Genomic DNA, 25,382 nt, shown 5'->3' on the forward strand with positions numbered 1-25,382 from the left:
ACGCATATTCAGTGAAGTTCGCGTGTTTAATTTAATAAAATTGTCGGCATTCTCACTTTGGCAAAGCCAGCGCCGTGCGGCGCCAGAAGTTCGACGTCAGCGCTGGATCGCGCAAAGCCTCAAGCTCCCTCCAGGAAGTGAAAGATTTTTCAAAGACTTGCGGGCTCATACGCGCATCCTTGTAAGGATTGATCGCGCCCCCGGCTTCGACAACGATTGCATCCAGCCTGTCCAGCAGCTTAACCGTCCGTTCACCTTGATTGGCGAAGTCGAGCGTCAAAGTAAAACCAGGCCGCGGAAACGATAGGAGCCCGCGGGAGGCGACGTCCCCGAAGCGCTTCAAGACGGTCAGGAACGATGCGTGTCCGGCACGGCGCGCGGTCTCCATCAGCGTCGCGGTGATCTCCCGCGCATTCTCGGCGGGATAGACGCTCTGGTGCTGATACAGACCTTTGGGGCCGTACAGCCTGTTCCACGCGCCGATGGCGTCGAGCGGATAGAAATAGGAAGTCCACGGCACCGTCGACACGGCCTCGCCCGGTTTCTGCTTGCGGAAATAGTATTCGTTGAAGGCCTTGAGCGTCGCTGAATTGAGCAGGTTGAACGGTGGCGAAAACGGCACCGAGAGCTTCATGCCTTTCGGCATATCGGGAAGCTCGCAAGAGCCATCGGCATGGTCGCCGGCCAGCAGAACCCCACGGCCCATACGCCGTCCCGTTGCAAGCTGGTCGATCCAGGCGACTGAGTATTCGTGTTCTTCGTCGACGCGATCGACGAGACCAAAGTATTCGTCGAGATTATCGAAGCGGATCGCGTGCTGCTGCACATGCGGCGACGGCACCTTGGTGAGGCGAAGACTGACGGTCAGGATCAAGCCGGTGAGCCCCATTCCGCCGATCGTGGCGGAAAACAGCTCCTGGTTCTCCGCCGGAGTGCAGGCCAGGTGCTCGCCATTGGAACGCAGGAGCGTAAAGCCAGTCACATGATTGCCGAAGGTACCGCGGGCATGGTGGTTCTTGCCGTGGACATCGTTGGCAAGCGCGCCGCCAACGGTGACAAAAGCCGTACCTGGTGTCACGGGAAGAAAGAAGCGGTGCGGAATGGCGCGGGCCAAAACGTCGCCAAGGGTAACGCCGGCTTCGCAGGTCATCATCCCTGTGCCCGGATCGAAGGCGATTATGCGCGCGTGTCGACGGTTGTCGATCAGCATGCCGCGATCGTTATGGCAGCTGTCGCCGTAGCTGCGGCCGTTGCCGAACGGCAGGAAGGCATCGGGCTCGATATTGCCGATGCGATCTTCGTAGTCGTCGGGTGAAATGCCCTGTCGTGGCCGACGGTCGAGCCGGCCCCAACTTTCGTAGTCTTGTGCGTTCATTGCGGCCCGACGGCTCCGAAAAGAATAAGTAACGCCCCGATCAGCATGGTCAGCTGGCTGCGCCAATCGCGCATGATGAAGACCACCGGATCCTCGTGCAGCATGCCACGGCGCGCCAGCATCCAGATCCGAAGGAGCATATAAAGCACCAGCGGGCAAAGCGGCCACAATGCCCACGGCGTCGTGTACATTTCCTGCAGTTCCTTGCTGTGCACGTAAAGCGCAAGCACCAGAGCGGAAGTGAAGGCTGAGGCCACGCCTGCCTGCCCGACCATCTCGAAATCGACCGCGAGATAGCCGCGCCCGGGAACGGCACCGCCGTCCTTGTTGTCGAATTCATGCAGTTCGACGTAGCGCTTCACCAGAGCCAGGCTGAGGAAAAAGAAGATCGCGAACGACACCAGCCAGAAGGAAAGTTCCGTTCCGGTCGCCGCCGCACCGGCAACGATACGGGTCGTGTAGAGGCCGGCAAGCGTGAACACGTCGACGAGAAGCTTGCGCTTGAGCACAAAGGTGTAGGCCGTCGTAGCACAGGCATAAAACGCCAGCACGCCAGCAAACTTCCACGGAAGGAGAAAGGTCAGCGAAACCGAGGCCAGGGTCAGGCAGACGACCAGCACCAATGCCGTCGGCACCGACATCTGGCCGCTGGCAAGCGGCCGGTTGCGCTTCTTCGCGTGGCGCCGGTCGTTCGCCAGATCGGAGAGGTCGTTGATGACGTAGACGGCGGAGGCCAGGAAGCTGAACGCAAAGAATGCGATGGCAACACTCACCAGCGCATCCAGATGCAGCACCTCATGATTGAGGATCATCGGCACGCCGATCAGCACGTTCTTCGCCCACTGATGGACGCGGATCGACTTCAGCGGCGCAAGCATGCTCACTTTGCCGGTGTCGAGTTTCTCGGCATCGTGACTACGACGCCATTTCTCAGCCGCCGCATCGGGTGCCACGACGATTGCCCGGCGCGACGCCTCGAAGACCGCGATGTCGTCGCGGCTGTTGCCCATATAGTCGAAGCCACCTTCGCCGAACCGTTCCACCAACGCATCACGCTTTCGGCTGCTGGTCAGATTGAGTGCCTCCGACGAATGCATGATCGAAGAAAAGAGCCCGATATGCGCTTCGACCTCTCGCGCGACGGAAGGTGCAGCACCGGTAACCAGCACGATGTCGCGTCCTTGGGCCTTTTCGGCGGCCAATCGAGCAAGGACGGCCTGGCGATACGGCCAGTCCGCCGCCATTCGTCCGGAGCGCAAGGCAACCTCATGTTTCAGACGCGCCTTGCCCTGCGATAGCCACATGAGCATCGGGAAGAGCATCAGCGGATTGCGCAAAACGATGATCGCAGCACCTTCCCACAGTGTGTCGGCAGCCAGTAAGGTGCCATCCAAGTCGACACACAACGGAATTTGCCGTGTTTCGATATGCGCATTCATGAAATCTACCCCAGCAATATCTGCCGGGGATAATCGCGCCGATCACTTTCAAAGGTGGAAATAAGCAGCGCGCCTACACCCGGAAATTGCCGTTCTGGTTAACAAATGCCGAGCCGCGAGCGATGTCCGTCAGCGGCTGCCGATCCAGTTCAAGGCGTCGCGCCAATCGGTCATACGGACCGGCGTTCCATGCGATCCGGTCTCAAAGAGCACGAAGCGGGCCGGATAGCCCTGCCCTTTCAACGCGCTGTACAGCGCCTTCTGGCTCGCTGCCGGATAGACACTATCTCGGCTGCCATGGCTGAAGAACATCGGCAATTTCGCCTTGTAGGCGGCGCTCTTGGTAAAATCAGGATCGGCAGCGCCGCCCATGATCATCATGCCGCCAAGCGCTGCCACAGCGCCCGCGTCACGAGACACACCCCAGCAAATGAAACTGCCCATGGAGGCACAGGCCAGCACGACAGGTCTCCCGCCGGAGCGCTCGGCGGCAAGTTTGACCAGGCCTGCAACGTCCGCGGCCCCGGCCGCATCGAAGGACCGCACGCTCGGCGCGTAATAAACGCCCCCATTGGCGACAGCGAGGTTCTTCAGGCGATTGAAGTTGCCGCCGAAGGAGAAATCATTGGCGCCGAGGCGCCGGTCTCCCCCGCGTCCATGGATGAAAATCACGGTGAATGCTGCGCCGCGCTCCCGACCGACGCGCGTCACGTCGAGCGAGCGCCCGCCAACATCGAGCGTCTCGTTGACCTGCTCGCCTTTGACACCCAACGAGACGAAGGCGCGTTTGACGCGCCGCTCCGGAATTTCGTCGCGTTCATTGATATCGCGCAGTTCCTGATAGTCGACGACGCGGTAGTCACCGCCCTCGCTCTCCTCCAGCACCTTGCCGTATGAAAACAGATCGTCCTTGTAGGGCTTAAGCACCTGCGCCTCGGCGCAAACGATCGAGCTTGCAAAAAGGCCGACGGACAGAAAAATGGCGGCAAGCCGGCGAAAGCAAAAATCAGCTGTGGACACGGACAACGAAGGGCTCCCTGGTTCGCGGCAAAGCCTTGCCATCGGCCCGACAGCAAAGCAACAGTTGGTAACAAACGCCGACGCAGAGGCTTTATTTTGCAGGCATCCGGCGCGGCCATTCTCCTTTTGTTCGCACAATCGGCAAGAGTCTGGCAGAATTCGGGTGATTCGAATGACTGGGGATGGCGACAAGACCGAGGTCTTGCTATGGCCTTCAGCACCTCCGCACGACAGGAATGATCTAGACGCCCCATGGACGACAACAGCGACCTCTTCTCCGCAATACCCGAACAACCGAAGCCCGTCGTGGCAGACGCCGCGCCTGTTGCGCGAACGGCGCCGGCTCCGCGTGAAGAACCGCGCCCTGCTCCCAAAGGCAGCGACAGCGGCGACTATGATGCTTCGGCGATCGAGGTGCTGGAGGGGCTGGAGCCTGTCCGTCGGCGTCCGGGCATGTATATCGGCGGCACCGATGAAAAGGCGTTGCACCATCTCTTCGCCGAAGTCATCGACAACTCGATGGACGAAGCGGTGGCGGGGCACGCCAACTTCATCGAAGTCCATCTCGACGCCGACGGCTATCTGTCGGTAACCGACAACGGCCGCGGCATTCCGGTCGAAAACCATCCCAAATTCCCGGGCAAATCGACGCTCGAAGTCGTCATGACGGTTCTGCATGCCGGCGGCAAGTTCGACGGCAAGGCCTATGAAACTTCCGGCGGTCTGCACGGCGTCGGCGTCTCCGTCGTCAACGCGCTGTCGGACGATCTCGAAGTCGAGGTTGCCAGAAATCGCAAGCTCTATCGCCAGCGCTTTTCGCGCGGCGTGCCGCAGGGTGGCCTGGAGGAGCTAGGTGACGTCCACAACCGACGCGGAACGCGGGTTCGGTTTCATCCCGATCCGCAGATTTTCGGACCGCATGCCCGCTTCGAGCCGGCGCGCCTGTTCCGCATGGCACGCTCGAAGGCCTATCTCTTCGGCGGCGTCGAAATCCGCTGGTCGTGTGATCCGTCGCTGCTGCCGGAAGGCTCCGAGATACCGGACCGGGCGGTGTTCCACTTCCCCGGCGGCCTGAAGGACTATCTTGCCGCAACGCTCGGAAAGGAGTTCACGGTTACCCGCGAGATCTTTGCCGGCAAGTCCGAGAAGTCGAACGGCCACGGATCGCTCGAATGGGCCGTCACCTGGTATGGTGGCGACCAGCAAGTCCATTCCTATTGCAACACCATTCCGACGCCTGAAGGCGGGACGCACGAGGCAGGTTTCCGCATCGCGCTCACAAAGGGTCTGAAGAATTACGCCGAGCTGACGCAGAACAAGCGCGCCGCCATTATCACCACCGATGACGTGATGATTTCAGCCGCTGGCATGCTCTCGGTCTTCATTCGCGAGCCGGAATTCGTCGGCCAGACGAAGGACAAGCTGGCAACCGTCGAAGCACAGCGCATCGTCGAAAACGCCCTGCGCGATCCTTTCGATCATTATCTTGCCGACAACCCGGCCGAGGCGGCAAAACTGCTTGAATGGGTGATCGAGCGCGCCGACGAGCGCGTCCGCCGCCGCAAGGAAAAGGAAGTCAACCGCAAGACCGCGGTGCGCAAGCTGCGCCTGCCCGGCAAGCTTGCCGACTGCTCGCAGAACACAGCCGAAGGTGCGGAACTTTTCATCGTCGAAGGGGATTCGGCTGGCGGCTCGGCCAAGCAGGCGCGTAACCGCGCGAACCAGGCCATCCTGCCGCTTCGCGGCAAGATCCTCAACGTCGCCAGCGCCGGTCGGGAAAAGCAGGGCGCCAACCAGCAGATCGGCGACCTGATCCAGGCGCTCGGCTGCGGTACTCGCAGCAAATACCGGGAAGAGGACCTGCGCTACGAACGCATCGTCGTCATGACCGACGCCGACGTCGACGGCGCGCACATCGCCTCGCTGCTGATCACCTTCTTCTACCAGGAGATGCCGGAGCTCATCCGCGGCGGCCACCTCTATCTCGCCGTACCCCCGCTCTACCGCCTGAGCCAGGGCTCGAAGACGCTCTATGCCCGCGACGACGCCCATCGCGAAGAGCTGATGCGCACCGAATTCAACGGCCGCGGCAAGGTCGAAGTCGGCCGGTTCAAAGGTCTCGGCGAGATGCTGCCGGCGCAGCTCAAGGAAACGACAATGGATCCGAAGTTCCGCACGCTGCTCAAGGTCCAAATCGACGACGTCGATTTCGAAGGCACGCGCGAAGCCGTCGACAGCCTGATGGGCACCAAGGCCGACGCACGCTTCCGGTTCATCCAGGAACGCGCCGTGTTCGCGGATAATCTCGATATCTGATCGACCGAGACGTCGCGGTGCCTATGTGTTTACAAGCAGATAGGCACCGTGGGTGAAGCCGATAATGGCACGCCCGAAACGACGGGCGTTGCCCATTTGCGAGGCGCCTTCAAAGACGCCGCTCCGACTATCGATCGAGATCTGCAGGTGTGCGCAGCGCCTTCTCCATGAACAGGCTCAGCGGATCCGGCTGGTAGTTGCCGAAAGGCGGGCGCTCGACATATCCGGCGCTCCTGTAGAGCCCGATTGCTTCCGGCTGGTGAATACCGGTTTCAAGCCGGATGATATCAAGACCGCAGTTCTCGCCGTGCCGCTCGACTGTCTGCAACAAACGCTTTCCGACCTTCAGTCCCCGCGCCTGCGGGTCGACGAACATGCGGTTGATCTCCGCCGAACCATCGCCGGCTTCGACCAGCGCGCAGCAACCGACGACAACTCCATCAAAACGCGCGACGAAGAAGGATACGCTTGGCTTCTCCAGCGTCGGCACATCGACAAGGTGGTTGCTTTCCGCAGGATAGAGCAATGCGGCATAGGCGTCCGACATTTCCAGAAGGCGCAGGATTTCCGGCTGGCGTGGTAACTCTTCGGCGATCGTGACGTCAGGCAATTTTTATCCTCGGCAATGGCTTGGTTCGTTTGCGGTTCTGAAGCGAAACTAACGGCCTGTAGGTCGGCACCCAATACGTCAAATTGCGCAAGGACCAGACCTGCCCATCAATCCGAATGACGCGGCGAAACAAATTGTTTCTGCGCGTTCAGGCCATTGCCCTAATTCCGGAAGAATCACACAGGCAGAAGTCGTGCAACCGGCGCCCAGATGGATACAGCCAGACCATGAAAGCCACCCTGATCGTTATGACCATCCTTGGCTGTGACCACGACGTCAGCCAGTGCCAATATATCTCGACGGTCGACGGGACATGGCCCTCGATCGCCCAATGCGATACGGATTCGCAGAAACATTTGCCGCGCTTTTCCAATGCCAACTATCCCGTGGTCGTCGCCGTCTGCGAGAGTTCCGGCCCCGGCTTCGCCACCAATGATCCGCAGCCGGAGGTCGTCGCTCCGCTTCCGCAGCCCGAGACGCCGGCGCCGCAGGCAGCAGAGGTGCAACCGACCCTGCCAAAGCGCGCCCTTGCGTTTCTCTCCGGCGCCGTTCCCGACCGTGAGAAGCTGAAGACCCTGGTCAGCAAGCCGGTTCACTACATCGAGGACGGTTATTCCTGGGTGGCGCGGCGGTTCACCGACTGACGCAATCAGGCGGGGTCATTCATCAGGCTTTCGGCGCTCGTGGTTTGGCGGCCAGCACGGCTGGCTGACCTTTCGGCGAATTGACGTCAGGCGGCCTGGCGCGCGGCCAATTGGGCATAGTCGCGGGCAGACTGCCGTTGCTCGGCAAAGGCCAGACGCTCGAGAATTTCCGCCATTGCATTGCAGGCCGGCGAAGGCGCCCTTTGACCGTGCAAGCTTGCGAGCAGCGCGGCACAGACCGAGGCGCGACAATCGTCCGTGCCGGTCGTGCCGTCCTTGCGCCAGAGCAGGACCGCCTCAGCGAACGCTTCGCTGACGTCACGCCCAAGGCCGGCGCTCTCGAACAGGGCGCGAATGGAATGGATGCGGCCGCTCGAGAGGATCGAGCGAACGCGCTTTTCCGTGACGCCAGAGAGATCGACGATGGCTGCCGAGAAAAACTCCGCCCGACCGGTGACAAGTGCATGCAACAGGAACGCCGGCGTCAGGCGACCGGTCCCGCGCAGATGAGCGACGAGGTCAGGCAATTCATCCACAGCCAAAGCGCCGGCCATGCCGACCGCTGCGACGTCGCAGGCCTCGCGCGTGATCCGCTCTACCCGCGTCTTTCCGATCGCCATCTGAACCAGACCGAAGGCGGCGAGAGCTGCCCCCACCTCTTCGACGAGCGCGTGCCGGGCATCGCTTGGCAAGTCGGCGCGGTCCAGCAGCAGATCGCGGATGGCAGCGGAATAGCCGAGACGCTCAGCGATCCGCTTCAACGACCGGCGCGGCAGCTGGGCACCGCCATTTTCAAGCAGGATCAGCATTTCTTCTTCGCCGCCGATTTCAGCGATAGCGGCTGAGACGGAACGTGACACGAATGCGCGGGCCGCAATCAGCGCCCGTGTCTCGACCGAGCCCCGGGCTGCAAGATCGACAAGGTCCTCGTCGGTCAGAACAGGCGAGCGGGAAATGACGATGTAGGCGATTTCCGGCTGGTCTTCGGCAAGCCCGAGAATGATGGCACGAGGAATATCGGAGGATGGCGCGAGCACTTCGGCCAGAGCCGAACGTACCTTCGGAGAGGGATCGTCGAGCAGAAAGGTCATTGCCATTTCGGCAGCCTGACGATCAATACCGTTCATCTGCGCGTCGACATAGGCGCGACCGAGGGCCCGGGCAGCGCGGGCACGATCGCCCGTTCTCGCCGTCTCCACCCAGCGAAGAAATGCTTGTATGATCACCGACGCCCCACTAGACACCCAAAGCCACCTGATGTTGGAAGCCTAGCCGGCAAAGGTTTAAGATTGGTTCACCATGTCCGTTAACCGCTTCAAAACCATGAAACCACTGCTGTTTCAGAGCGCCGGCGCGCCGCTACCGACGTCCGTCGATCTCAACGCTTTCGATGGCATTATTGTCGATCTCGGTTTTGGTGACGATGCACTAGCTCAGCTGGTGGCAGTCGCGCGCGGTGCCTGCCGTGTCTTCGCACGGATCGCTCCAATCAACCGCCTGGCAGCGGAGGACATGGCCTCGCTTCTTCGCAACGACATTAGCGGCGTCCTGCTTTCCGGATGCCGGAGCCGCGCAGATGTGCAGAGGCTCGATGTCATGCTGCGCGTCGCGGAGGCGAACGTAGGCAATCGCCTGCAGCAGGTCGCTATCCTTGCCGAATATGGCTCGGTCCCCGAAAGCGTACTTTCGCCCTACTCCCTTGGCGAAAGCTCGCCGCGTCTCGAAGGAATTATTTTCGATGCCTCTGCGCTGGCGGCGGCTATCGGCTGCAGACCATCGAAGGAGCCGCAGGATGAGGTTCTGGTCGCACCAATCGCCGCCGGGCGCGCCGCTGCTGCTCTTCGCGCCCATGAAGCGGGTCTTGGCTGTTACGAAATGCTGCCGCAAACGGCAGTGACTGAAAAGGCCGTCCGGCGCGCCTTCGCTGCCAGCCGCGCCAATGGCTTTTCTTCCGTGGTCTGCCGCTCGCCGGAGCAAGCGGCATGGCTGGATACAGGCGGCTGACGCTTCCTCCGACTACCCACGCCTCAGCGCGTGGGACGCACCATCTGGAAGACGTCGCCGCCGTCGCAGTAATCCATGTAGCCGAGGCGGGCGAGCGGGCGGACCGTCGCCATGTCGAAACGACCGTCGCGGATCGCCTCGTCGCGAATGTGGATGCCGACCACCTGGCCGATGACGACGTAATTGTCCGAGGGCTCGCCATCGAGCCCCTTTGGCTGGAACATCTCGGTCATCCGGCACTCCAGCGCCGCATAGGCCTCGCCCACGAACGGCGCCTTGACCAACGTCCCGTCAACCGGCGTCAACCCGGCTATCGTAAACTCGCTCTCGCCATGGGGAGCTGCAATCGAGGTCTTGTTGACCGCCTCGCTCAGATTCCGGCTGGCGAAGCTGGCGGTGAATTCGCCGGTGGCCTCGATGTTGCGCACCGAATCCTTGTAGCCGCTCGACGAAAACATCACGAGTTTCGGCCGGTCGCTGATCGCATTGAAAAAGGAATAGGGCGCGATATTCAGCGAGCCGTCCGTGGCGCGCGTGCCGATCCAGCCGATCGGCCGCGGCGAGACGATGGCCTTGAACGGATCATGCGGCAGGCCATGCCTGTTTGCGGCCGTGTCGTAGAACATCAGGCGTCTTCTCCGACCCAGGTGACGATCTCGGCCAGTTCCGGGCGTGGACGCTCCGTTGGCGGGACCGTAGCGGTGCCGATGTGGATAAAGCCGGCGATCTTCTCGCCCGGCTCAACGCCGAGCAACGGATAGGCAGCTTCGTCGAAGGCGTACCATTCGGTCAGCCAATTGGAGGCATAGCCGAGCGCATTGGCCGCCATAAGCAGGTTGAGGCAAACGGCACCGGCCGACATCTGCTGCTCCCATTCCGGGATCTTGAAATGCGGGGCTGCCTTGCTGACGACCGCAACGACGACCGGAGCCCGCGTCATCCGCGTCTCCTCGACCTTGATCATCTCGTCAGACAGATCGGGCTTCTTGGCGAGTGCCATTGTCTTCAGTTCGGCGCTGATGCGCGCCCGCTCTTCGCCGCGGTAAACGATGAACCGCCACGGAGCGAGCTTGCCGTGATCCGGCACACGCGAGGCGAGCTTCAGCATTTCCTCGACTTCAGCTCTACCGGGTCCTGGTTCACCCATCTGAAAAGCGGGAATGGACCGGCGGGACGCGAGATAGTCAACGAGCTTTATTTCGGTTTTCATATTGGGTGAATTCCACTATTTTGCCGCCGACCGGCAGCCACGAAAATGCCATACCGGCGTCTCAAGTGGAGTCACCCAGTCAGGAAGTCAACTGCTCTCATGCGCACCTGCCCTCGTATTTTCATCAGAACCGGTTTGGCGGTCGCACTCGCAAGCATCACCGCCGGCAGCGTCCTGGCGCAGGACGCCACGGAGGCCTTCGAGAGCTTTCCCTCCATTTCCACCACCGGCAAGACGCAGAAGCTGACCGGCTTCAGTCCGCTGACCAGCGACCCGACACAGGGCGGCACACTGAAGGACGTGAAACTCGAGGCGCTTCTGACCGGCAAGGGTCAGCCCGTCGAGGCCGGCCTGACCTGGCGCGTGTTCAGCCCGATCCCCGGAAGCGACGGCAAGCTGCCGCTGCTGGCGACGTCCGAAGGCGGATCGACGGCCTTCAGCCTGGTGCCGGGCGAGTATTTCGTCAACGTCGCATTTGGCCGTGCGGCCGCGACGCGCAAGATCCGCATCCCGGAAGACGGCGTGCTCGACAAGCAGGTACTGGTCCTTGATGCTGGCGGCATGACGTTGAATGCGGTCTCAGGCAGCGATGTGCGCATCCCGCCGGGCGAACTCAGCTTCTCCATCTATTCGTCCGAAACGCAGAGCGATGGCGAACGGGCCTTGATTGCCGCCGACGTGAAGCCCAGCACCGTCCTTCGCCTCGGCGCCGGCACCTATCATGTCAGCTCCAACTACGGCACGACAAATGCGGTGATCACGGCCGACATCCAGGTGGAAGCCGGCAAGCTGACCGAAGCGACGATCCAGCACAAGGCTGCGAAGCTGACGCTGAAGCTGGTCTCCGAGCCGGGCGGCGAAGCCATCGCCGACACCGGCTGGTCGATCCTGACTTCGGCCGGCGACATCGTCGACCAGGAGGAAGGGGCGTTCCCGACGCTGGTTCTTCTCGAGGGCAACTATACGGCTGTCGCAAGAAACAAGAACAAGATCTACCAGCGCGATTTCACGGTGAAGGCCGGCGTCAACACCGATATCGAAGTGCTGCTGACCAATGGCGGCGCGGCCGCAAGCCCGGAAGCAGCCGCGGAAGCACAGGATTGATCTGACGCCGCCAGGCTGACCGTGCGGCAGGCACGCCTGACGCTACGTCAGCCGGCACGCTTGAGGAAACGGCGACGCGGCGGTGCCATCGAAAAGACCGCCTCGTAGATGCGACCGAGCAGATCCTTGCGGTCAGCATGCAAGCAAAGCTCTTCCCAGGTGAGGATATGCCCGATGCGGGCCGCGATCGTCGTGCCCGACAGCCTTCGGAATTCGCGGATCAGGAGAGAGATCCTGAGCGTCAGCGAGACCTTGCTGGCGAGATGGAAGATGCGGCCGTTCTGCCCCTCGAAATAGATCGGTATGACGTTCGCGCGCGCGGCCTGTATCAACTTGGCCGGAAAGATCTTCCACGGCAGATCCTCGGCCCTGCCCCAGCCCGAGCGCGCCGTTGCTACGCCGCCGGCCGGGAAGATCACGATCGTCACGCCGTCCTTCAGCAATCGCACCGCTTCGTGGCGCGTCGCCATGTTCAGCGCCAAGGCCTCCTTCGTCTCCTCGAAGGACACCGGCAGCGAATAGGGCGCCATCTCCGGCACCTTCAACAGCTCGTTGTTGATCAGCACCCGAAACGGCCTGCCGAGTTGCTCGGCAAGCGCCAGAACGGCAATGCCATCGCCGATGCCGAAGGGATGATTGGCAACGATAACCAGGGGGTGTCGGGCAGGTGCCGAGGCGGCCATTCGCCCTGAAGCCGCAGGCGGACATCGATCAGCTTCAGCATCTCGCCGAAGATCCGGTCGCTCTTGCCGACGACGTCGGATTGCCAACGCGCGTAAAGCTTGACGTATCGGTTGCGACCCGCCAGGCCCTCCATGGAGCGGATGAACCAGCGCTTCAGGCGCCGGTCATTTTCATTTGCGTAAGACAGCTCTTTGAACTGCACGGAAGTCTCCGATGGATGGCCTCCTGCATGCTTCCTTAAATCGTACCCGGTTTAAGGATAGGAACATGCAGCAACTCGAAGTACGACGGCGACCTTTGCGCGTCTGATAAGACGCGCGGCGCTGTAGCATCCGGATATTCCGCTAATATGACAGTTTGCTGACAGAGCGAAGGTCCCGGGGTGTTAACCCCGGGCTTTCTTTTCAGCCTTGCGCTTGAGATCAGGCGCCGTGGCCTCAGCCGAGAGCGAAGCGATCGCCTCGTCGAGCGACATCGCCGTCTGGGCCTGCGAGCCGAGACGCCGGATGTTGACCGAACGCTCTTCCGCCTCGCGCTTGCCGCAAACGACGATGACCGGAACCTTGGTCACCGAATGCTCACGGACCTTGTAGTTGATCTTCTCGTTGCGGAAGTCGGTCTCGACCGTAAGTCCGGCATCACGCAGAAGCTCCGCGACCTCGCGACCATAGTCGTCTGCCTCGGAAGTAATTGTCGCGACGACGACCTGCAGCGGCGAGATCCACAGCGGCATGTGGCCGGCGAAGTTTTCGATCAGAATACCGAGGAAGCGTTCCATCGAACCGCAGATCGCCCGGTGGATCATCACCGGCTGACGCTTCTCGGAATCCTTGTCGATATAGAAGGCGCCAAAGCGCTCCGGCAGGTTGAAGTCGACCTGTGTCGTGCCGCACTGCCATTCGCGGCCGATCGCGTCCTTCAGTGTATATTCGAACTTCGGACCGTAGAAGGCGCCCTCGCCCGGCAGGATGCCGGTCCTGATGCGGCCTTCGGACTGCGCCTCGATCGTCTTCAGCACGTCGGTCATGACGCTTTCGGCGCGATCCCAGAGCTCGTCGGAACCGACGCGCTTATCCGGACGGGTCGACAGCTTGACGACGACTTCCTTGAAGCCGAAGTCCTCGTAGACCGAAAGGATCAGATCGTTGATGCGCAGGCACTCGGCCGCCATCTGCTCGTCGGTGCAGAAGACGTGGGCATCATCCTGGGTGAACCCGCGCACGCGCATCAGCCCGTGCAGCGCACCGGATGGCTCGTAACGATGGACGTTGCCGAATTCGGCCAACCGCACCGGCAGTTCGCGGTATGACTTCAGGCCATGCTTGAAGATCTGGATATGACCCGGGCAGTTCATCGGCTTCAGCGCGAAGACCCGCTCGTCATCGGTGTCGTCGCCGGCGACCGTCACCTTGAACATGTTGTCGCGGTACCAACCCCAGTGACCGGACGTTTCCCACAGCGACTTGTCGAGCACCTGCGGCGCGTTGACTTCCTGATAGGTGTTGGCGAGCCGGCGGCGCATATAGGCCGTCAGCGTCTGGAACAGACGCCAACCCTTGCCGTGCCAGAAGACGACGCCCGGACCCTCTTCCTGGAAATGGAAGAGATCCATCTCGCGTCCGAGGCGGCGATGGTCGCGCTTTTCCGCTTCGGCCAGGATATGCAGGTACTGGTCAAGCTCTTCCTGGGTATGCCAGGCCGTGCCGTAGATGCGGGTCAGCATCGGGTTGTTGCTGTCGCCGCGCCAATAGGCTCCGGCAACCTTCATCAGCTTGAATGCCGTACCGATCTGGCCGGTCGAGGCCATGTGCGGGCCGCGGCAAAGGTCGAACCAGTCGCCCTGATAGTAGATCTTGAGATCCTGGCCCTCCGGGATCGCATCGACCAGCTCTACCTTGTAGGCCTCGCCCTTGTCGGCGAAGACCTGGCGTGCCTTTTCGCGCGGCCAGACTTCCCTGGTGAACGGCTTGTTGCGAGCGATGATCTCCTTCATGCGCTTCTCGATGACCGGCAGGTCGTCGGGCGTGAAGGGCTCGTTCTTGGCAAAGTCGTAGTAGAAGCCGTTGTCGATCACCGGTCCGATGGTCACCTGCGTGCCCGGCCACAGCTCCTGCACGGCTTCCGCCATCACGTGCGCCGCATCGTGGCGGATCAGCTCAAGCGAACGCTTGTCGTCGCGGGTGACGATTTCGATGCGGCCATCGGCGATGGTATCGGACAAGTCGCGCAGCTCGCCATCGAGCGCGATGGCGACGGCCTTCTTGGCCAGCGACTTCGAAATCGACTCGGCGACATCGCGCCCGGTCGTGCCCGGGGCGTATTCGCGGACGGAGCCATCAGGAAATGTAAGGGAAACGGGATTCGACATCATGATCTCCTATCCAGTCCCGCCAACGAATGCGGGTGGTATGGTGTGGTATGACTGACCGGCTTCCGCCGGCTATTTGACGCAGGCCTGATAGAGGTTTTTCGAAACGGAGTAAAGGCAAGGACAGCCTACAGCGCCGCGCGTCTTATCAGACGCGCAAAGGTCGCTGTAGCACTTTGAATGGCTGCATGTTTTTATCCTTAAATCGAATAGGATTTAAGGAAACATGCAGGATGCACGAAGCATCGCGGCGAGGCCCTTAACCGTGTTCCAGTTGCGGAACGTGCCGATGCCGAGACGTTTTTTGGTCAAGGCGCCGAGCAGTTTCGATTCGCTTGCCTGGCCGGTGAAATGAACCCAAAGGTCGCCATCGACGACCGCCAGACGCTCGCCGGCAGTGCAATAGCGTTCGAAATCCGAAGGCACGGCGCCGGAAAGCGGCTCGCGCATCACGCGAACATGGACGCGGGTGCCGTCCTCCTCGCCTTCAACGCGAAACGGATTGGCTGCGGCAAGCCTCAGCCAATCGGAACCAGGACGAACGATGATGTCGACCTGCCGGCCGAACGTCTCGGCGAATGCCGTCTCGAGCGCCGCCTCCAGCTCTCCGACGGCAACCCTGTCCGTTTCGAACAACAGGTTGCCCGTGGCGGCGAGTGTGCGCGGTGACCGGTGACCGAGCCGCTCGGCCATGGCTTTCAGATCACCCATCACAACGCGCCGCCCTTCGCTGAGCACGATACTATAGAGCAGCGCGACGTAGCTGTTCACGCAGGGAACTCCTTGGCTCATGCACGCCAGTAGTCGGCGGCACCGGCCGGCAAATGGGCCAATACGCGATCGAGCTTCGCTTCGTCGACGTTCTTCCGCAAGGCTGCCGCCACATCGGCAATTGCCGTATCCGGCGAAATATTGTGGTCTCCACGCAGCGCTTGCACTTCGAGCGTCATAGCCGTCCTTCCCGAAAACGGGCTCGTGGGTTCTTCGAGATCCCACTCGGCGATAAAGATCGCTCTTAGAACCGGCGGCAGCACGTCGGCAAACAGGATCGCATCCTCGACATCCAGGCGACGACGAAAGGTCTGCAGCACGGCCTGAACCATCGTATAGGCCTGGTTCGTCGTCTGGAGCCCTGAGATATCGCGGGCATCGGTGATGAAGCGGTCGAAATCGACCGAAGCCTGCCGATATTCCATCGGGATCGTCATCGCGTTCATCCGCCCTTTGGCCGCGGCTGCCAGTAGCGCCACGGCGCATACCAATGATGCCTGCCCTTCAGGCGCTCCGGCACCGGGTCGAACCCATGGGTTCCGCCCGGGCCACAACGCGCGACGCGAAAAAGCGTCATCCAACCACCGGCCCACAGGCCGTGGCGTGCGACTGCCTCATAGCCATATTCCGAACAGGTCGGCAGATGCCGGCAGGCATTGCCGATGAAACTGGAAAGGGTCAACTGATAGGCACGGATGAAGGCCATGCCAAGCAGGCGCCCCGGCGTCCTGCGGAAAGGACCGGACCAGTTGCGCCCGCCGCCCGCAGACTCAGAGCCAGCCATGGGCGGATGTTCGCAATGCGGATCCCGGCACATGGCTCAGACGGCCGTCGCCAGACGCCTGGCCTCGATCTGGCCGATCGCATCGACGACAGCATCGAAAGTGAGCATGGTCGAGGCGTGCCGGGCCTTGTAGTCCTTCACCGGCTTCAGGAACCGCATGTCCTCGAAACGGCCAGAGGGACCTTCCCCGTCGGCCTTCAGCATCGCCAGCATCTCGTCGCGGGCCTTTCGGATTTCGCTCGCCTGCGCGCCGACGACATGACGAGCCATGATCGACGACGATGCCTGCCCGAGCGCGCAAGCCTTGACGTCATGGGCAAAATCCGTGACCACGTCGCCGTCCATCTTCAGCCAGATCCGGACCTTCGAGCCGCAAAGCTTCGAATGCGCAACCGCTTCGGCATCGGCATTTTCCAGAACCCCGATACGCGGGATATTGCCGGCGAAGTCGAGAATACGATTGTTGTAAATGTCATCCATCATTTGACGCGATCCGGCTGATTTTTCGCGGTTTTGGGTGATCGGCGCATGATTTTCTCCTATAGGCAGGAAAAAAGCACGACGCAGTCCCCTCGGCCTCTTTCATCTCTGTGGCACCATACTATATGCTATGTCGTGTTGGGGCGACAGTTCCGCAAGAGGATCAAAATGTCGCCTGTTGTTTGGGAAACCGTGCCGGACGGTCCATTGCACTGCTAAGCAAGGACCAGAAAGCCCCGGAGCCCGCCGACGGAACCCAAGCCTGCAGGGTTAGGCGAATGGCCAGTGGCGAGTTGTCCGAAAGATAAAACGTCAAGCAATCCCCGTATTGCGCAAAGAGGCCATTATGGATGCCATAGTGAAGAATTTCCCCGTGCTCGACAATGCGAGCGACCGGCCGACGCAAAAAGAGGCCGAGGACGCCGTGCGCGTTCTGCTGCGCTGGGCAGGTGATGATCCGAGTCGCGAGGGCCTGTTGGATACGCCGGCACGCGTAGCCAAGTCCTACCGCGAGCTTTTCAGTGGTTACGATCTCGCAGCCGAAGACGTGCTCGGCCGGACCTTCGAAGAGGTTGCCGGCTACGACGACATGGTGCTGGTCAAGGACATTCCGTTCTATTCCCATTGCGAACACCACATGGTGCCAATCATCGGAAGGGCGCACGTCGCCTATCTGCCGAATGGAAGGGTTCTTGGGCTTTCGAAGATCGCCCGCGTGGTCGATATCTATGGTCGCCGGCTGCAGACGCAGGAATCGATGACGGCCCAGATCGCCAAGGCGATCGACGAGTCGCTGGCGCCCCGCGGGGTCGCGGTGATGATCGAGGCTGAACATATGTGCATGGCGATGCGCGGCGTTCAGAAGCAAGGCTCGACAACGCTGACCACCACATTTACGGGTACTTTCCAGACCGAACCGGCCGAACAGGCCCGTTTCATGACGATGCTGCGGGGCTTCAAGTAAGGCTCCTACCAACGGAGCCTTTCATGACGCTCACATTCGAGACCCCCTCCTCCAACAATGCCGAACTGGAAAACGGTCCGGCCTTCACGCCCCGCTTCGATGAAAAGGGGCTGATCACCGCCGTCGTCACCGACGCACGCGACGGCGAGTTGCTGATGGTCGCGCACATGAACGCCGAAGCGCTGGCGCTGACGATCGAGACCGGCGTCGCCCACTATTACAGCCGCTCCCGAAAGAGCCTCTGGAAGAAGGGCGAGAGCTCCGGCAATCTTCAGACGGTGAAAGAGATTCGCACCGATTGCGACCAGGACGCCATCTGGCTCAAGGTGTCGGTCGCCGGACACGACGCAACCTGCCACACCGGCCGCCGCTCCTGCTTCTTTCGAACGGTCGGCACCGATGGCGGCCGTGCTACCGTTACGATCACCGACGACATCAGGCATTTCGACCCGACCGAGGTTTATGACAAAAATTAAGCATTGCGCATCTTTTTGGGGCGGGTGCATACTGCGTTGATATTTTGGTAACCCAGCGGGCGCCTAATCCTTCGGCAAGGATGCAGTTTCCCTGGGAACGGCCGCAAGCCGGGTAACATTGCAAACTGTAGTGAATGTTTATCGGCCCCGCCGCACGCGGCGACAGGATCGATGGTAATCTGAATAACGGTGCCAGTCTTTCAGCGATGAATAAGGACAAGGCCGGCACCAGCGCCGGCTTGGCAGGTTTTCCTCCAGACAAGTGCGCTCAAAATTATTGCGTCGTTCCAGGATCGAATCTGGTCTTCGGAAGTTTGAGTCAATGCATGGAGCGCCACGACGCCCTTCGCGCATTCTGAAGGACGTGTTGCGCTGCCACGTGTTCGGCGGTGTTGGAGGTGCCGGATGTTGAACTGGACTTTTACGCGTAGCAGCCAGATTGCCGACCTGACCGACCCGGACGGGTCATCACTCTCGACAACACCATCTGAACCCGCCGTGCCGCCCAGACCGCCCAAGATCGCAATCGCGCTCGGCGGCGGCGCCGCTCGCGGCTGGGCCCATATCGGCGTGCTCAGAGCGCTCGACGAAGAAGGCATCGAGGTCGGCATGATCGCCGGTACCTCCATCGGCGCTCTTGTCGGTGGCTGTTATCTCGCCGGCAAGCTCGATGAACTGGAAGCATTTGCCCGGTCACTGACTGTACGACGCATTGCCGGCCTGCTCGATTTCGCCATCGGCGGCGGCGGCCTCTTCGGTGGGCTGCGCTTGACCAAGCGCATGCAGGAGCATCTCAAGGGCCTAAGCATCGAGAGCCTCGACCGACCGTTCATTGCGGTTGCAACGAGGTGCATAGCGGCCACGAAGTCTGGCTGGAAAAGGGCTCTCTGATCACCGCCATCCGCGCGTCCTATGCCCTTCCCGGCATCTTCGAGCCGATCAATGCCAACGGCCGGACATTAATGGACGGCGCACTGGTCAACCCCGTACCGGTTTCGGTATGCCGTGCGCATGAACAGCAGCTCGTCGTTGCCGTGAACCTTAACTACGATCTCTATGGCCGCTCTGCCGTGGTCAAACACAGCGCCGGCACAGAGACCCTGGATATGCCGGCCATCAACGAGCCGACGCACCACTCGGCGCGCATGGGCATGACCAGCGTCATGGTTCAGGCCTTCAACATCATTCAGGATCGCATCTCGCGTGCGCGCCTTGCCGGCGATCCTCCGGATCTGGCCCTCCATCCGAAGCTCAACGACATCGGGCTCTCGGAATTCCACCGCGCCGGAGAGGCGATTGATCGCGGCTATCAGGAAGCGAAAGCCAAGCTCGCCGAAATCCGCCGGATGCAGGAAGTCCTGGTTCGCTGACAACGGGCGCAATGCCAGGTTTCCGCGTTGCTCCAAGGGATTGCTGTACCGGTCGCACATTTAGCGATGGCGGAAAGTGCCAGCGCGCGTTCAGCACGACTGTTCGAGATTGCGCCGCAGACGGACAACAAAAGGGCGGCGGAAACCGCCCCTTTCAATTATCCAGCTATATAGGCCTTGATGTGCTCGGCCTCTTGCTCCATCGCGCGAATGTGATGCTTGATCACGTCACCGATCGAAATAATGCCGGCCAGGTGCCCATTCGTTTCAACTGGCAGATGACGGGCTCGCAGCTTGCTCATCATTTCCATCAGCGTATCGACGGACATTTCCTCGGTGCAGCAATAGACGTTCTGCCACATCACGGCCGAGACCGGCTTCTCCAGACAGGCAGCGCCATGTTTGGCAATGGCGGCGACGATATCGCGCTCGGTCAGGATGCCGGTGATCTGATCATCCGCATCGATGATGATCACTGCGCCGATATGATTGTCACGCAGAAGGACTGCGGCCTGTTGAACCGTCATGCGAGGACCGACGGTCACGACGTTCCGGCCCTTTTCATTGAGTATCGCTTTTACTGACATGCACACTTCTCCCCGTTGCGACGACGCCGGGTCGGCGGGGAAGGTTCCAGCCTGTCGTGTGCGGCACAGTCGGGCAACGGAACCTATACCCACTCCGGTACCTGCAAGGCTGACGCGTCGCTCCTCAGAAACGCGCTATACCTTTGAGCACCCGGCCTTCACGGGCCGCACCGTCCATGGACAATATCGGCCGTTTCAAATGGTGCGCCAGCGTTCCCGGGAAATCAAGCGTTCTGACAATGATCGCAACAGGATCGGTGCGTTCTCAATCGCGTGGGTCGAACAACGCGAACAGGAGGAAGCCAAAGAGGAAACCGCCGATATGCGCTTCCCACGCCACGCTGTCGGCTCCGCCAGGCGTGAACATGCCGAACCCGACGAGGAAATTCGTCAGGAACCAGATGCCGCTGAAAACGACGACTGAGCGATTGGAGAGCGCCTCGCTGAAGGAAAGCCTGCGATTGAGGTGGGCGAACTGCCGACTGATGCGGCCGCTTGGCGAAAACACGAATCGCGCCGCGCCACCCATGAAGCCCGAAACGACCCCCGAGGCGCCGACCACGACGATCATCTCGCCCCAGTGAAATACTGTGTGAAGTGCTACGGCAGCGGCGGCCGAAAGAGCCCAGAAGAGAGCCAGCCGCGCCATGCCGATGCGCCGGGCCACCGGTGCCCCAAAGGCAACCATCCAGAAGATATTGAAGATCAGGTGCTCCCAGCTTCCGTGCAGGAACGAATACGTCACCGGGCTCCAGAGCCACGCAAGGCTCTGCTCGGCAAGCGGATGATCATAGCGCGCTGGAAGGAAGGCGAAGTTCAGGATGATATCCTGGTCGAGACTGCTCGAGAAGACATAGGTGCGAAGCGCATGAATAGCGACGAGGAACAACAGGATGCACGTCAGCCCCGCCGGCAGGTTGAATGCGGGCTCGTGCGTGCGCTGGACGGCGCCTTCCCGCTCCGCCTCCGGTGGCGTCGCTGCCTGATCTCGTTCCATGGCTGCTGCTCTCTTCCGTCCGCATGTCCGTTTCAATCCGACCCAGTCGGCCGGGCAATTGCGCATCGCCGGACAGCGCGCCCAGCCATAAGCAAACAAAAAAAGACCGTCCAGTAAAAACTGAACGGTCGGTGAGCTCCCAATACCCAGAGCTCAAAATCTGTGCCGAAGGCAATCCTTCGTGAAGTGATGTTCATTCAGGTGCCAGCCCGCTGCGGCCGAAGCAATCGAAACCGTTTGTTAACCTTAATTTCCAGGTGGCACGGAATTCGCTCTGTCATCAGGACAACCGGTATGAGCGGTCGAATTTGTGCCGGATCGGCACACAGATCGCGCGAAATGGAATGAACGACATCATGCGCAGCAAGACATCAACGCAGTTGTTCCAGTATTGGAACCTCATTCGTGGCGACCGTGAACTACCGCGTCGCGACGAAATCGAACCGTCGGCCATCCGGACACTCCTGCCTGAGCTCTTCATCCTCGAGAGGGACAGTTTCGCCAGTATAAAATTCCGCCTGGCTGGAACGCATGTCTGCGCCCTCTTCGGCCAGGAACTGCGCGGCCAGCAGTTCGGTACACTCTGGTTCGGGACCCAGGCTGGCAGAACGCTTCAAGTCAGCACGCAGGTGATGGCACGACACGTGCCCGTCATGCTGTCGGCGATTGCACTGACGGAAGACAGGAGAGAATTGGAGATCGAGGCTCTGCTCCTTCCCCTCGCCTCCAACGAAGGTCACAGTGACCGCATTCTCGGTTCTCTCTCACCATTGTCGCGCCCGTACTGGTTGCACGCCGCACCGGTCAGCGGTCTCGATGTTAGGGGCCTCAGAGTGCTCGATCCGGATCGGACGGCGGCGCTCCTAAGGGAACCGGCCATGGACGAGGCATTTTCTCCCGGAATCCGGCAGGTGCAACACTTGCGCGTCTTCGAGGGCGGCCGCGACGCCTGACAAACGCCTGTGCCAAGATCCGCGCAGCCACCAACCGCAGGGCGAACATTCTATTAACCGGACCGCACTATGCTTTGCCTGCCAAGATACGTCATGCAGAGTGATCATGTTCTCGTTCCAGCAAGCTCAAAATACCGGTCCGAAGCCGCACCAGGAAGGCGCATTTCAGCGCGTCTCGGTGAACCTTACCGGGCGACTGATGCTTGCCAACCACGACGAATTCGACTGCACCGCCGTCGACATGTCACCGGGTGACGTGCTTCTGTTATCGCCAGCCCGCCCACGTGCCGGCGAACGCATCATTGCCTACATCGATCACGTCGGCCGGCTCGAAGGCACCGTGTCTCGGCTCGCCGAAAACGCCTTCGTCATCCAGCTCAACGCCACGGAGCGCAAGCGCGAGAAGCTTGCGGCGCAATTGACGTGGATTGCCAACAAGCACGAACTCGGCCTTCCCGAAGATCGTCGCCACGATCGTCTTGCTCCGCGCAAGACGCTGACCGAGCTGACGCTCGATACCGGTGCCAAGTATCCCTGCCGCATCATCGACCTTTCGATGTCCGGCGCCGCGGTGGACATTGAAAACCGCCCCCCGATCGGCACGCAAATCAAGCTCGGCAACATGAAGGGCAAGATTGTCCGTCATTTCCAGGAAGGCGTTGCCATCGAATTCTCGGGCGTCCAGTCCCGCGAAGCCCTGACGGAATTCCTCTAAACCGCGTCGCGGCCTCTACGGCGCCGCGCGTCAACGCGCAAAGGACGCTGCAGCACTTTAAATCTGCTGCATGATTCTCTCCTTGAATCGATTCCGATTTAAGGATTTAAGCAGTCGTATCCGCGGACTGCGCCTCAAACTCTTGTGATGCGCATGACGTTATCGCAAAATCGCTGCGTTCGTTTGCGCGATAGCGCTTTGGGCGATTTCGGCCGCCGCCTCAACGGCATTGCCAGCCCTCAATCGTGACGCTTCGTCCTCGGCGGCATCCGTATGCGGCCGAGCATAATCGGCAACGCCGACGCGGTAGACCGCCCTGGATCGGGGCTATTCCGGCCCAACACTCTCGACGATCGAACCGATGTTTCCGCGCGTCCGTTCCGACCGCGGCGCCTTGTTGCTCCATTTCAGCACAGCCCGTGGCTCCCTTTGCCGATTTTCGGCACAACTTTTTTCAAATAATTTTTCTCCGTATTTTCGCTCGTCGCGTTGATTTCACGTTGAAATCAAGCATTGCGGCCAAACGCAAAGTGGCGAAATTGCCCCTCCCCGACACATCCAGCTGCCGCCATGCACCCGGGCATTGGCACGCTATCCGTCGATATGCGCTCACAAAACCCCACTCTTGCAACCATTTAGATGCTTAACAGATTCCACTTGCGTGCTCGACGGCCGTTCAAGATCGATAAAATTTGAATCAAATTCGACTAAAATATATCTCAAAATCTGTTCTTATTTTATTCTGATACGATTTTCATTTGTACTTTGTTTTACCTCGCATATTCGCCAGCGATAAAAATGTCCGTGCCATTGTCGAACCATAACGGGGAGACAATCATGCTCAAGACAATCACCAAGATGATCGCTGTCGCCGCACTTTTGACCGGCGGCCTGGTCGAAGGCGCAATGGCCCTTCCGGCGAACATGACCGTGACCGGTGCGACCAACCCGCCGATCGGCCACTATGAGTTCTGCAAGATCAATCCGGGCGAATGCCGCTCGAACGGCGCCGATCGCGGCCCGATGGTCCTGACGCGCGAAAGCTGGCAGAAAATTCTCGAGGTCAACTACGACGTCAACCAGGCGGTCACGCCGATGACCGACATGGAAATCCACGGCGTCGAGGAAAAGTGGTCCTACCCGGACAGCGTCGGCGACTGCGAAGACTACGTTTTGCTGAAGCGCCGCAAACTCATCGAAAGCGGCTTCGCCGGCTCTGACCTTTTGATCACTGTCGTCCTTCAGCCGAATGGCGATGGCCACGCGGTCCTGACCGTGCGCACCGATCGCGGCGACTTCATCCTCGACAACATGCGCAACAAAGTGCTGCTGTGGTCGGATACCGAATACACATACCTCAAGCGGCAGTCGACCGAACATGCTGGCCGCTGGGTCAAGCTGCAGGATGGCCGCACGGTCGCAGTCGGCAGCGTCCGCACCCAGTAACCCTCACAGAATGACCGCGGCGTGGTTGGGTGATTTCCCGCGCCGCGATCAGTTATCCGGGCTTCGGTCAGTCCCATCCCCGTTTCAGACCAGGCCCTGGCCGGTTCCGCTGTCCCTCGGAGCCGGCTTTCTTGTTCTCGGCCACCCCAGCGCGCCGAGATCAGGCGCGCACAAGCGGAAGACGCGCCTATTTAATCGAAAATTAACCACCTTCGACCAGCGTCAGGCAAGCCACCCCTGCCAGAGTCCAACTTGCGCTGCCGACCGACCAGCGGCAGCTGAACCGCCACATATCGCGCGGCTACCGCGACGGGACGCCCCATCGATGAGCACCTCTTCCAACGGGAACTCGGAGCCGGAACTCAGCCCGCTCCTTTCGAGGCGCTTCGTCTACAAGATCACCGCGGTCGTTGTCCTGCTTGCCGCGATCACCGCCGCACTTTCCCTGTCGGGGCGTTGGTTCGGGGAAAACCTCGCACTGGCCGGCCACACGTCAAGCCTCGTGCCCTACGATATCTTCATCGGTCAGGATCACCTACGCCTGCCCGCCAACGTCATTCGCTTTGAAAACCAGCGGGCGACGTCGATCGCCGAACGGGTCGACGTTTACGTGACATGGCCAGCGCTCGAGGGGTACAGCGACGACAACCGCAACCTCTTCAATGACGTCAGCCGTCCGGAGGCCCTGATCTTCCTGCAGATCGCGCAGAGCACGATGTCGCGCGACATGTCCGGTCGGCTCGACCCCATCTACACCCAGGTCTTCGAGGGCGCCACAGGCCCTGGCCCCAATGGGTTGACGCGGCACGGCGTCAAGGCGACGTCGAGCTATGCCGGCGAGGCCTTCTTCACAGCTGCGCGTGGAAAGGAGCCACCCTACGTCGTGCGCTGTCTGGAGCCTCGCGCGAACGAGGCCTCCACGAGTGCGGACTGCCAGCGCGATATTCATGCCGGCAAGGATCTCGTCGTCCTTTACCGCTTCTCCCGCAATCTGCTGCCGCAATGGCGCGAAATCGACAATGCTGTGGGTGGCTTCGTGAAAAGCCATCTCGTGCCCTGATTTTG

24 protein-coding genes and 2 pseudogenes are annotated in these 25,382 nt (G+C 60.8%); 11 read left to right on the forward strand and 15 right to left on the reverse strand.

Annotated elements, in window-relative coordinates; translation table 11 throughout:
* Positions 1-52 precede the first annotated feature (52 nt).
* The 3 genes from BKP54_RS10890 to BKP54_RS10900 form a co-directional block, all read right to left on the reverse strand.
* Entirely contained in the window at positions 53-1,375 is a 1,323-nt protein-coding gene (locus BKP54_RS10890; protein ID WP_084814406.1) for an FAD-binding oxidoreductase, read from the reverse strand.
* Complete coding sequence (locus tag BKP54_RS10895) at positions 1,372-2,814, reverse strand: UbiA family prenyltransferase (protein WP_025426742.1); 1,443 nt, start codon at positions 2,812-2,814, stop codon at positions 1,372-1,374. Before BKP54_RS10895 ends, BKP54_RS10890 begins: the two co-directional genes overlap by 4 nt.
* Positions 2,815-2,943: 129 nt before the next feature.
* Entirely contained in the window at positions 2,944-3,876 is a 933-nt protein-coding gene (locus BKP54_RS10900) for a phospholipase (protein ID WP_051509160.1), read from the reverse strand.
* Between the two features lie 210 nt (positions 3,877-4,086).
* Here BKP54_RS10900 and parE point away from each other — a divergent pair, with 210 nt between their 5' ends.
* Positions 4,087-6,150 (forward strand): DNA topoisomerase IV subunit B, encoded by a 2,064-nt coding sequence (gene parE / locus BKP54_RS10905; protein WP_025426740.1) that lies wholly within the window; start codon positions 4,087-4,089, stop codon positions 6,148-6,150.
* Between the two features lie 127 nt (positions 6,151-6,277).
* On the opposite strand, the gene BKP54_RS10910 is transcribed toward parE, so the two are convergent.
* Complete coding sequence (locus tag BKP54_RS10910) at positions 6,278-6,760, reverse strand: GNAT family N-acetyltransferase (protein WP_025426739.1); 483 nt, start codon at positions 6,758-6,760, stop codon at positions 6,278-6,280.
* Between the two features lie 227 nt (positions 6,761-6,987).
* Here BKP54_RS10910 and BKP54_RS10915 point away from each other — a divergent pair, with 227 nt between their 5' ends.
* Positions 6,988-7,404, forward strand: coding sequence for a hypothetical protein (locus tag BKP54_RS10915; protein WP_084814407.1), 417 nt, complete (start codon positions 6,988-6,990; stop codon positions 7,402-7,404).
* An 86-nt stretch (positions 7,405-7,490) separates the two neighbouring features.
* Here the strand turns inward: BKP54_RS10915 and BKP54_RS10920 are convergent, their stop codons facing one another.
* Entirely contained in the window at positions 7,491-8,630 is a 1,140-nt protein-coding gene (locus tag BKP54_RS10920; protein WP_057205100.1) for a DUF2336 domain-containing protein, read from the reverse strand.
* Between the two features lie 73 nt (positions 8,631-8,703).
* Between BKP54_RS10920 and BKP54_RS10925 the strand changes: the two genes are divergently transcribed.
* On the forward strand, positions 8,704-9,408 hold the full coding sequence (locus tag BKP54_RS10925) for an aldolase/citrate lyase family protein (RefSeq protein ID WP_025426736.1): 705 nt from the start codon (positions 8,704-8,706) through the stop codon (positions 9,406-9,408).
* Between the two features lie 23 nt (positions 9,409-9,431).
* Here the strand turns inward: BKP54_RS10925 and BKP54_RS10930 are convergent, their stop codons facing one another.
* Complete coding sequence (locus BKP54_RS10930; protein ID WP_025426735.1) at positions 9,432-10,034, reverse strand: flavin reductase family protein; 603 nt, start codon at positions 10,032-10,034, stop codon at positions 9,432-9,434.
* Positions 10,034-10,618 (reverse strand): nitroreductase, encoded by a 585-nt coding sequence (locus BKP54_RS10935; RefSeq protein ID WP_025426734.1) that lies wholly within the window; start codon positions 10,616-10,618, stop codon positions 10,034-10,036. The genes BKP54_RS10930 and BKP54_RS10935 overlap by 1 nt, the downstream gene beginning before the upstream one ends.
* Before the next feature lie 99 nt (positions 10,619-10,717).
* On the opposite strand from BKP54_RS10935, the gene BKP54_RS10940 reads away from it, so the two are divergent.
* A complete protein-coding gene (locus BKP54_RS10940; RefSeq protein ID WP_057205104.1) occupies positions 10,718-11,722 on the forward strand; it encodes a hypothetical protein in 1,005 nt (334 codons plus the stop codon).
* Positions 11,723-11,769: 47 nt separating this feature from the next.
* On the opposite strand, the pseudogene BKP54_RS10945 reads toward BKP54_RS10940, so the two are convergent.
* From BKP54_RS10945 to BKP54_RS10970, 6 genes and pseudogenes are all read right to left on the reverse strand, one after another.
* Positions 11,770-12,608 (reverse strand): annotated as a pseudogene (locus BKP54_RS10945) (lysophospholipid acyltransferase family protein).
* A gap of 183 nt (positions 12,609-12,791) precedes the next feature.
* On the reverse strand, positions 12,792-14,774 hold the full coding sequence (thrS, locus tag BKP54_RS10950; protein WP_025426731.1) for a threonine--tRNA ligase: 1,983 nt from the start codon (positions 14,772-14,774) through the stop codon (positions 12,792-12,794).
* A gap of 216 nt (positions 14,775-14,990) precedes the next feature.
* Positions 14,991-15,545, reverse strand: coding sequence for a DUF1697 domain-containing protein (locus tag BKP54_RS10955; protein WP_057205107.1), 555 nt, complete (start codon positions 15,543-15,545; stop codon positions 14,991-14,993).
* 17 nt (positions 15,546-15,562) lie between these two features.
* The gene (locus BKP54_RS10960; RefSeq protein ID WP_025426729.1) at positions 15,563-15,991 is read right to left on the reverse strand and encodes a DUF2267 domain-containing protein; all 429 of its coding nucleotides are present in this window, start codon (positions 15,989-15,991) and stop codon (positions 15,563-15,565) included.
* Complete coding sequence (gene yidD / locus BKP54_RS10965) at positions 15,988-16,362, reverse strand: membrane protein insertion efficiency factor YidD (RefSeq protein WP_025426728.1); 375 nt, start codon at positions 16,360-16,362, stop codon at positions 15,988-15,990. The genes BKP54_RS10960 and yidD overlap by 4 nt, the downstream gene beginning before the upstream one ends.
* Before the next feature lie 3 nt (positions 16,363-16,365).
* Complete coding sequence (locus BKP54_RS10970; protein ID WP_025426727.1) at positions 16,366-16,812, reverse strand: iron-sulfur cluster assembly scaffold protein; 447 nt, start codon at positions 16,810-16,812, stop codon at positions 16,366-16,368.
* A gap of 343 nt (positions 16,813-17,155) precedes the next feature.
* On the opposite strand from BKP54_RS10970, the gene folE reads away from it, so the two are divergent.
* From folE to BKP54_RS10985, 3 genes and pseudogenes are all read left to right on the forward strand, one after another.
* Positions 17,156-17,773, forward strand: a complete 618-nt coding sequence (gene folE / locus BKP54_RS10975) for a GTP cyclohydrolase I FolE (protein ID WP_025426726.1) — start codon at positions 17,156-17,158, stop codon at positions 17,771-17,773.
* A 23-nt stretch (positions 17,774-17,796) separates the two neighbouring features.
* A complete protein-coding gene (hisI, locus tag BKP54_RS10980; protein ID WP_084814408.1) occupies positions 17,797-18,249 on the forward strand; it encodes a phosphoribosyl-AMP cyclohydrolase in 453 nt (150 codons plus the stop codon).
* Between the two features lie 405 nt (positions 18,250-18,654).
* Positions 18,655-19,619 (forward strand): annotated as a pseudogene (locus tag BKP54_RS10985) (patatin-like phospholipase family protein).
* 158 nt (positions 19,620-19,777) lie between these two features.
* On the opposite strand, the gene BKP54_RS10990 reads toward BKP54_RS10985, so the two are convergent.
* Positions 19,778-20,206: a CBS domain-containing protein gene (locus BKP54_RS10990; RefSeq protein ID WP_025426723.1), complete on the reverse strand. Its 429-nt coding sequence runs from the start codon at positions 20,204-20,206 to the stop codon at positions 19,778-19,780.
* A 265-nt stretch (positions 20,207-20,471) separates the two neighbouring features.
* Entirely contained in the window at positions 20,472-21,203 is a 732-nt protein-coding gene (locus BKP54_RS10995; RefSeq protein ID WP_025426722.1) for a rhomboid family intramembrane serine protease, read from the reverse strand.
* Positions 21,204-21,547: 344 nt separating this feature from the next.
* Between BKP54_RS10995 and BKP54_RS11000 the strand changes: the two genes are divergently transcribed.
* The 4 genes from BKP54_RS11000 to BKP54_RS11015 all read left to right on the forward strand — a co-directional run bounded on the left by BKP54_RS11000 (position 21,548) and on the right by BKP54_RS11015 (position 25,377).
* Positions 21,548-22,156: a PAS domain-containing protein gene (locus BKP54_RS11000; protein ID WP_051509159.1), complete on the forward strand. Its 609-nt coding sequence runs from the start codon at positions 21,548-21,550 to the stop codon at positions 22,154-22,156.
* A gap of 106 nt (positions 22,157-22,262) precedes the next feature.
* Positions 22,263-22,871, forward strand: coding sequence for a PilZ domain-containing protein (locus BKP54_RS11005; protein ID WP_025426720.1), 609 nt, complete (start codon positions 22,263-22,265; stop codon positions 22,869-22,871).
* 837 nt (positions 22,872-23,708) lie between these two features.
* Complete coding sequence (locus tag BKP54_RS11010) at positions 23,709-24,317, forward strand: transglutaminase-like cysteine peptidase (RefSeq protein ID WP_025426719.1); 609 nt, start codon at positions 23,709-23,711, stop codon at positions 24,315-24,317.
* A gap of 325 nt (positions 24,318-24,642) precedes the next feature.
* On the forward strand, positions 24,643-25,377 hold the full coding sequence (locus tag BKP54_RS11015; protein WP_025426718.1) for a hypothetical protein: 735 nt from the start codon (positions 24,643-24,645) through the stop codon (positions 25,375-25,377).
* The last annotated feature ends 5 nt before the right edge of the window (positions 25,378-25,382 follow it).

Origin of the sequence: Ensifer sp. 1H6, from assembly GCF_001976035.1 — a bacterium.
Taxonomy (GTDB): Bacteria; Pseudomonadota; Alphaproteobacteria; order Rhizobiales; family Rhizobiaceae; genus Ensifer; species Ensifer canadensis.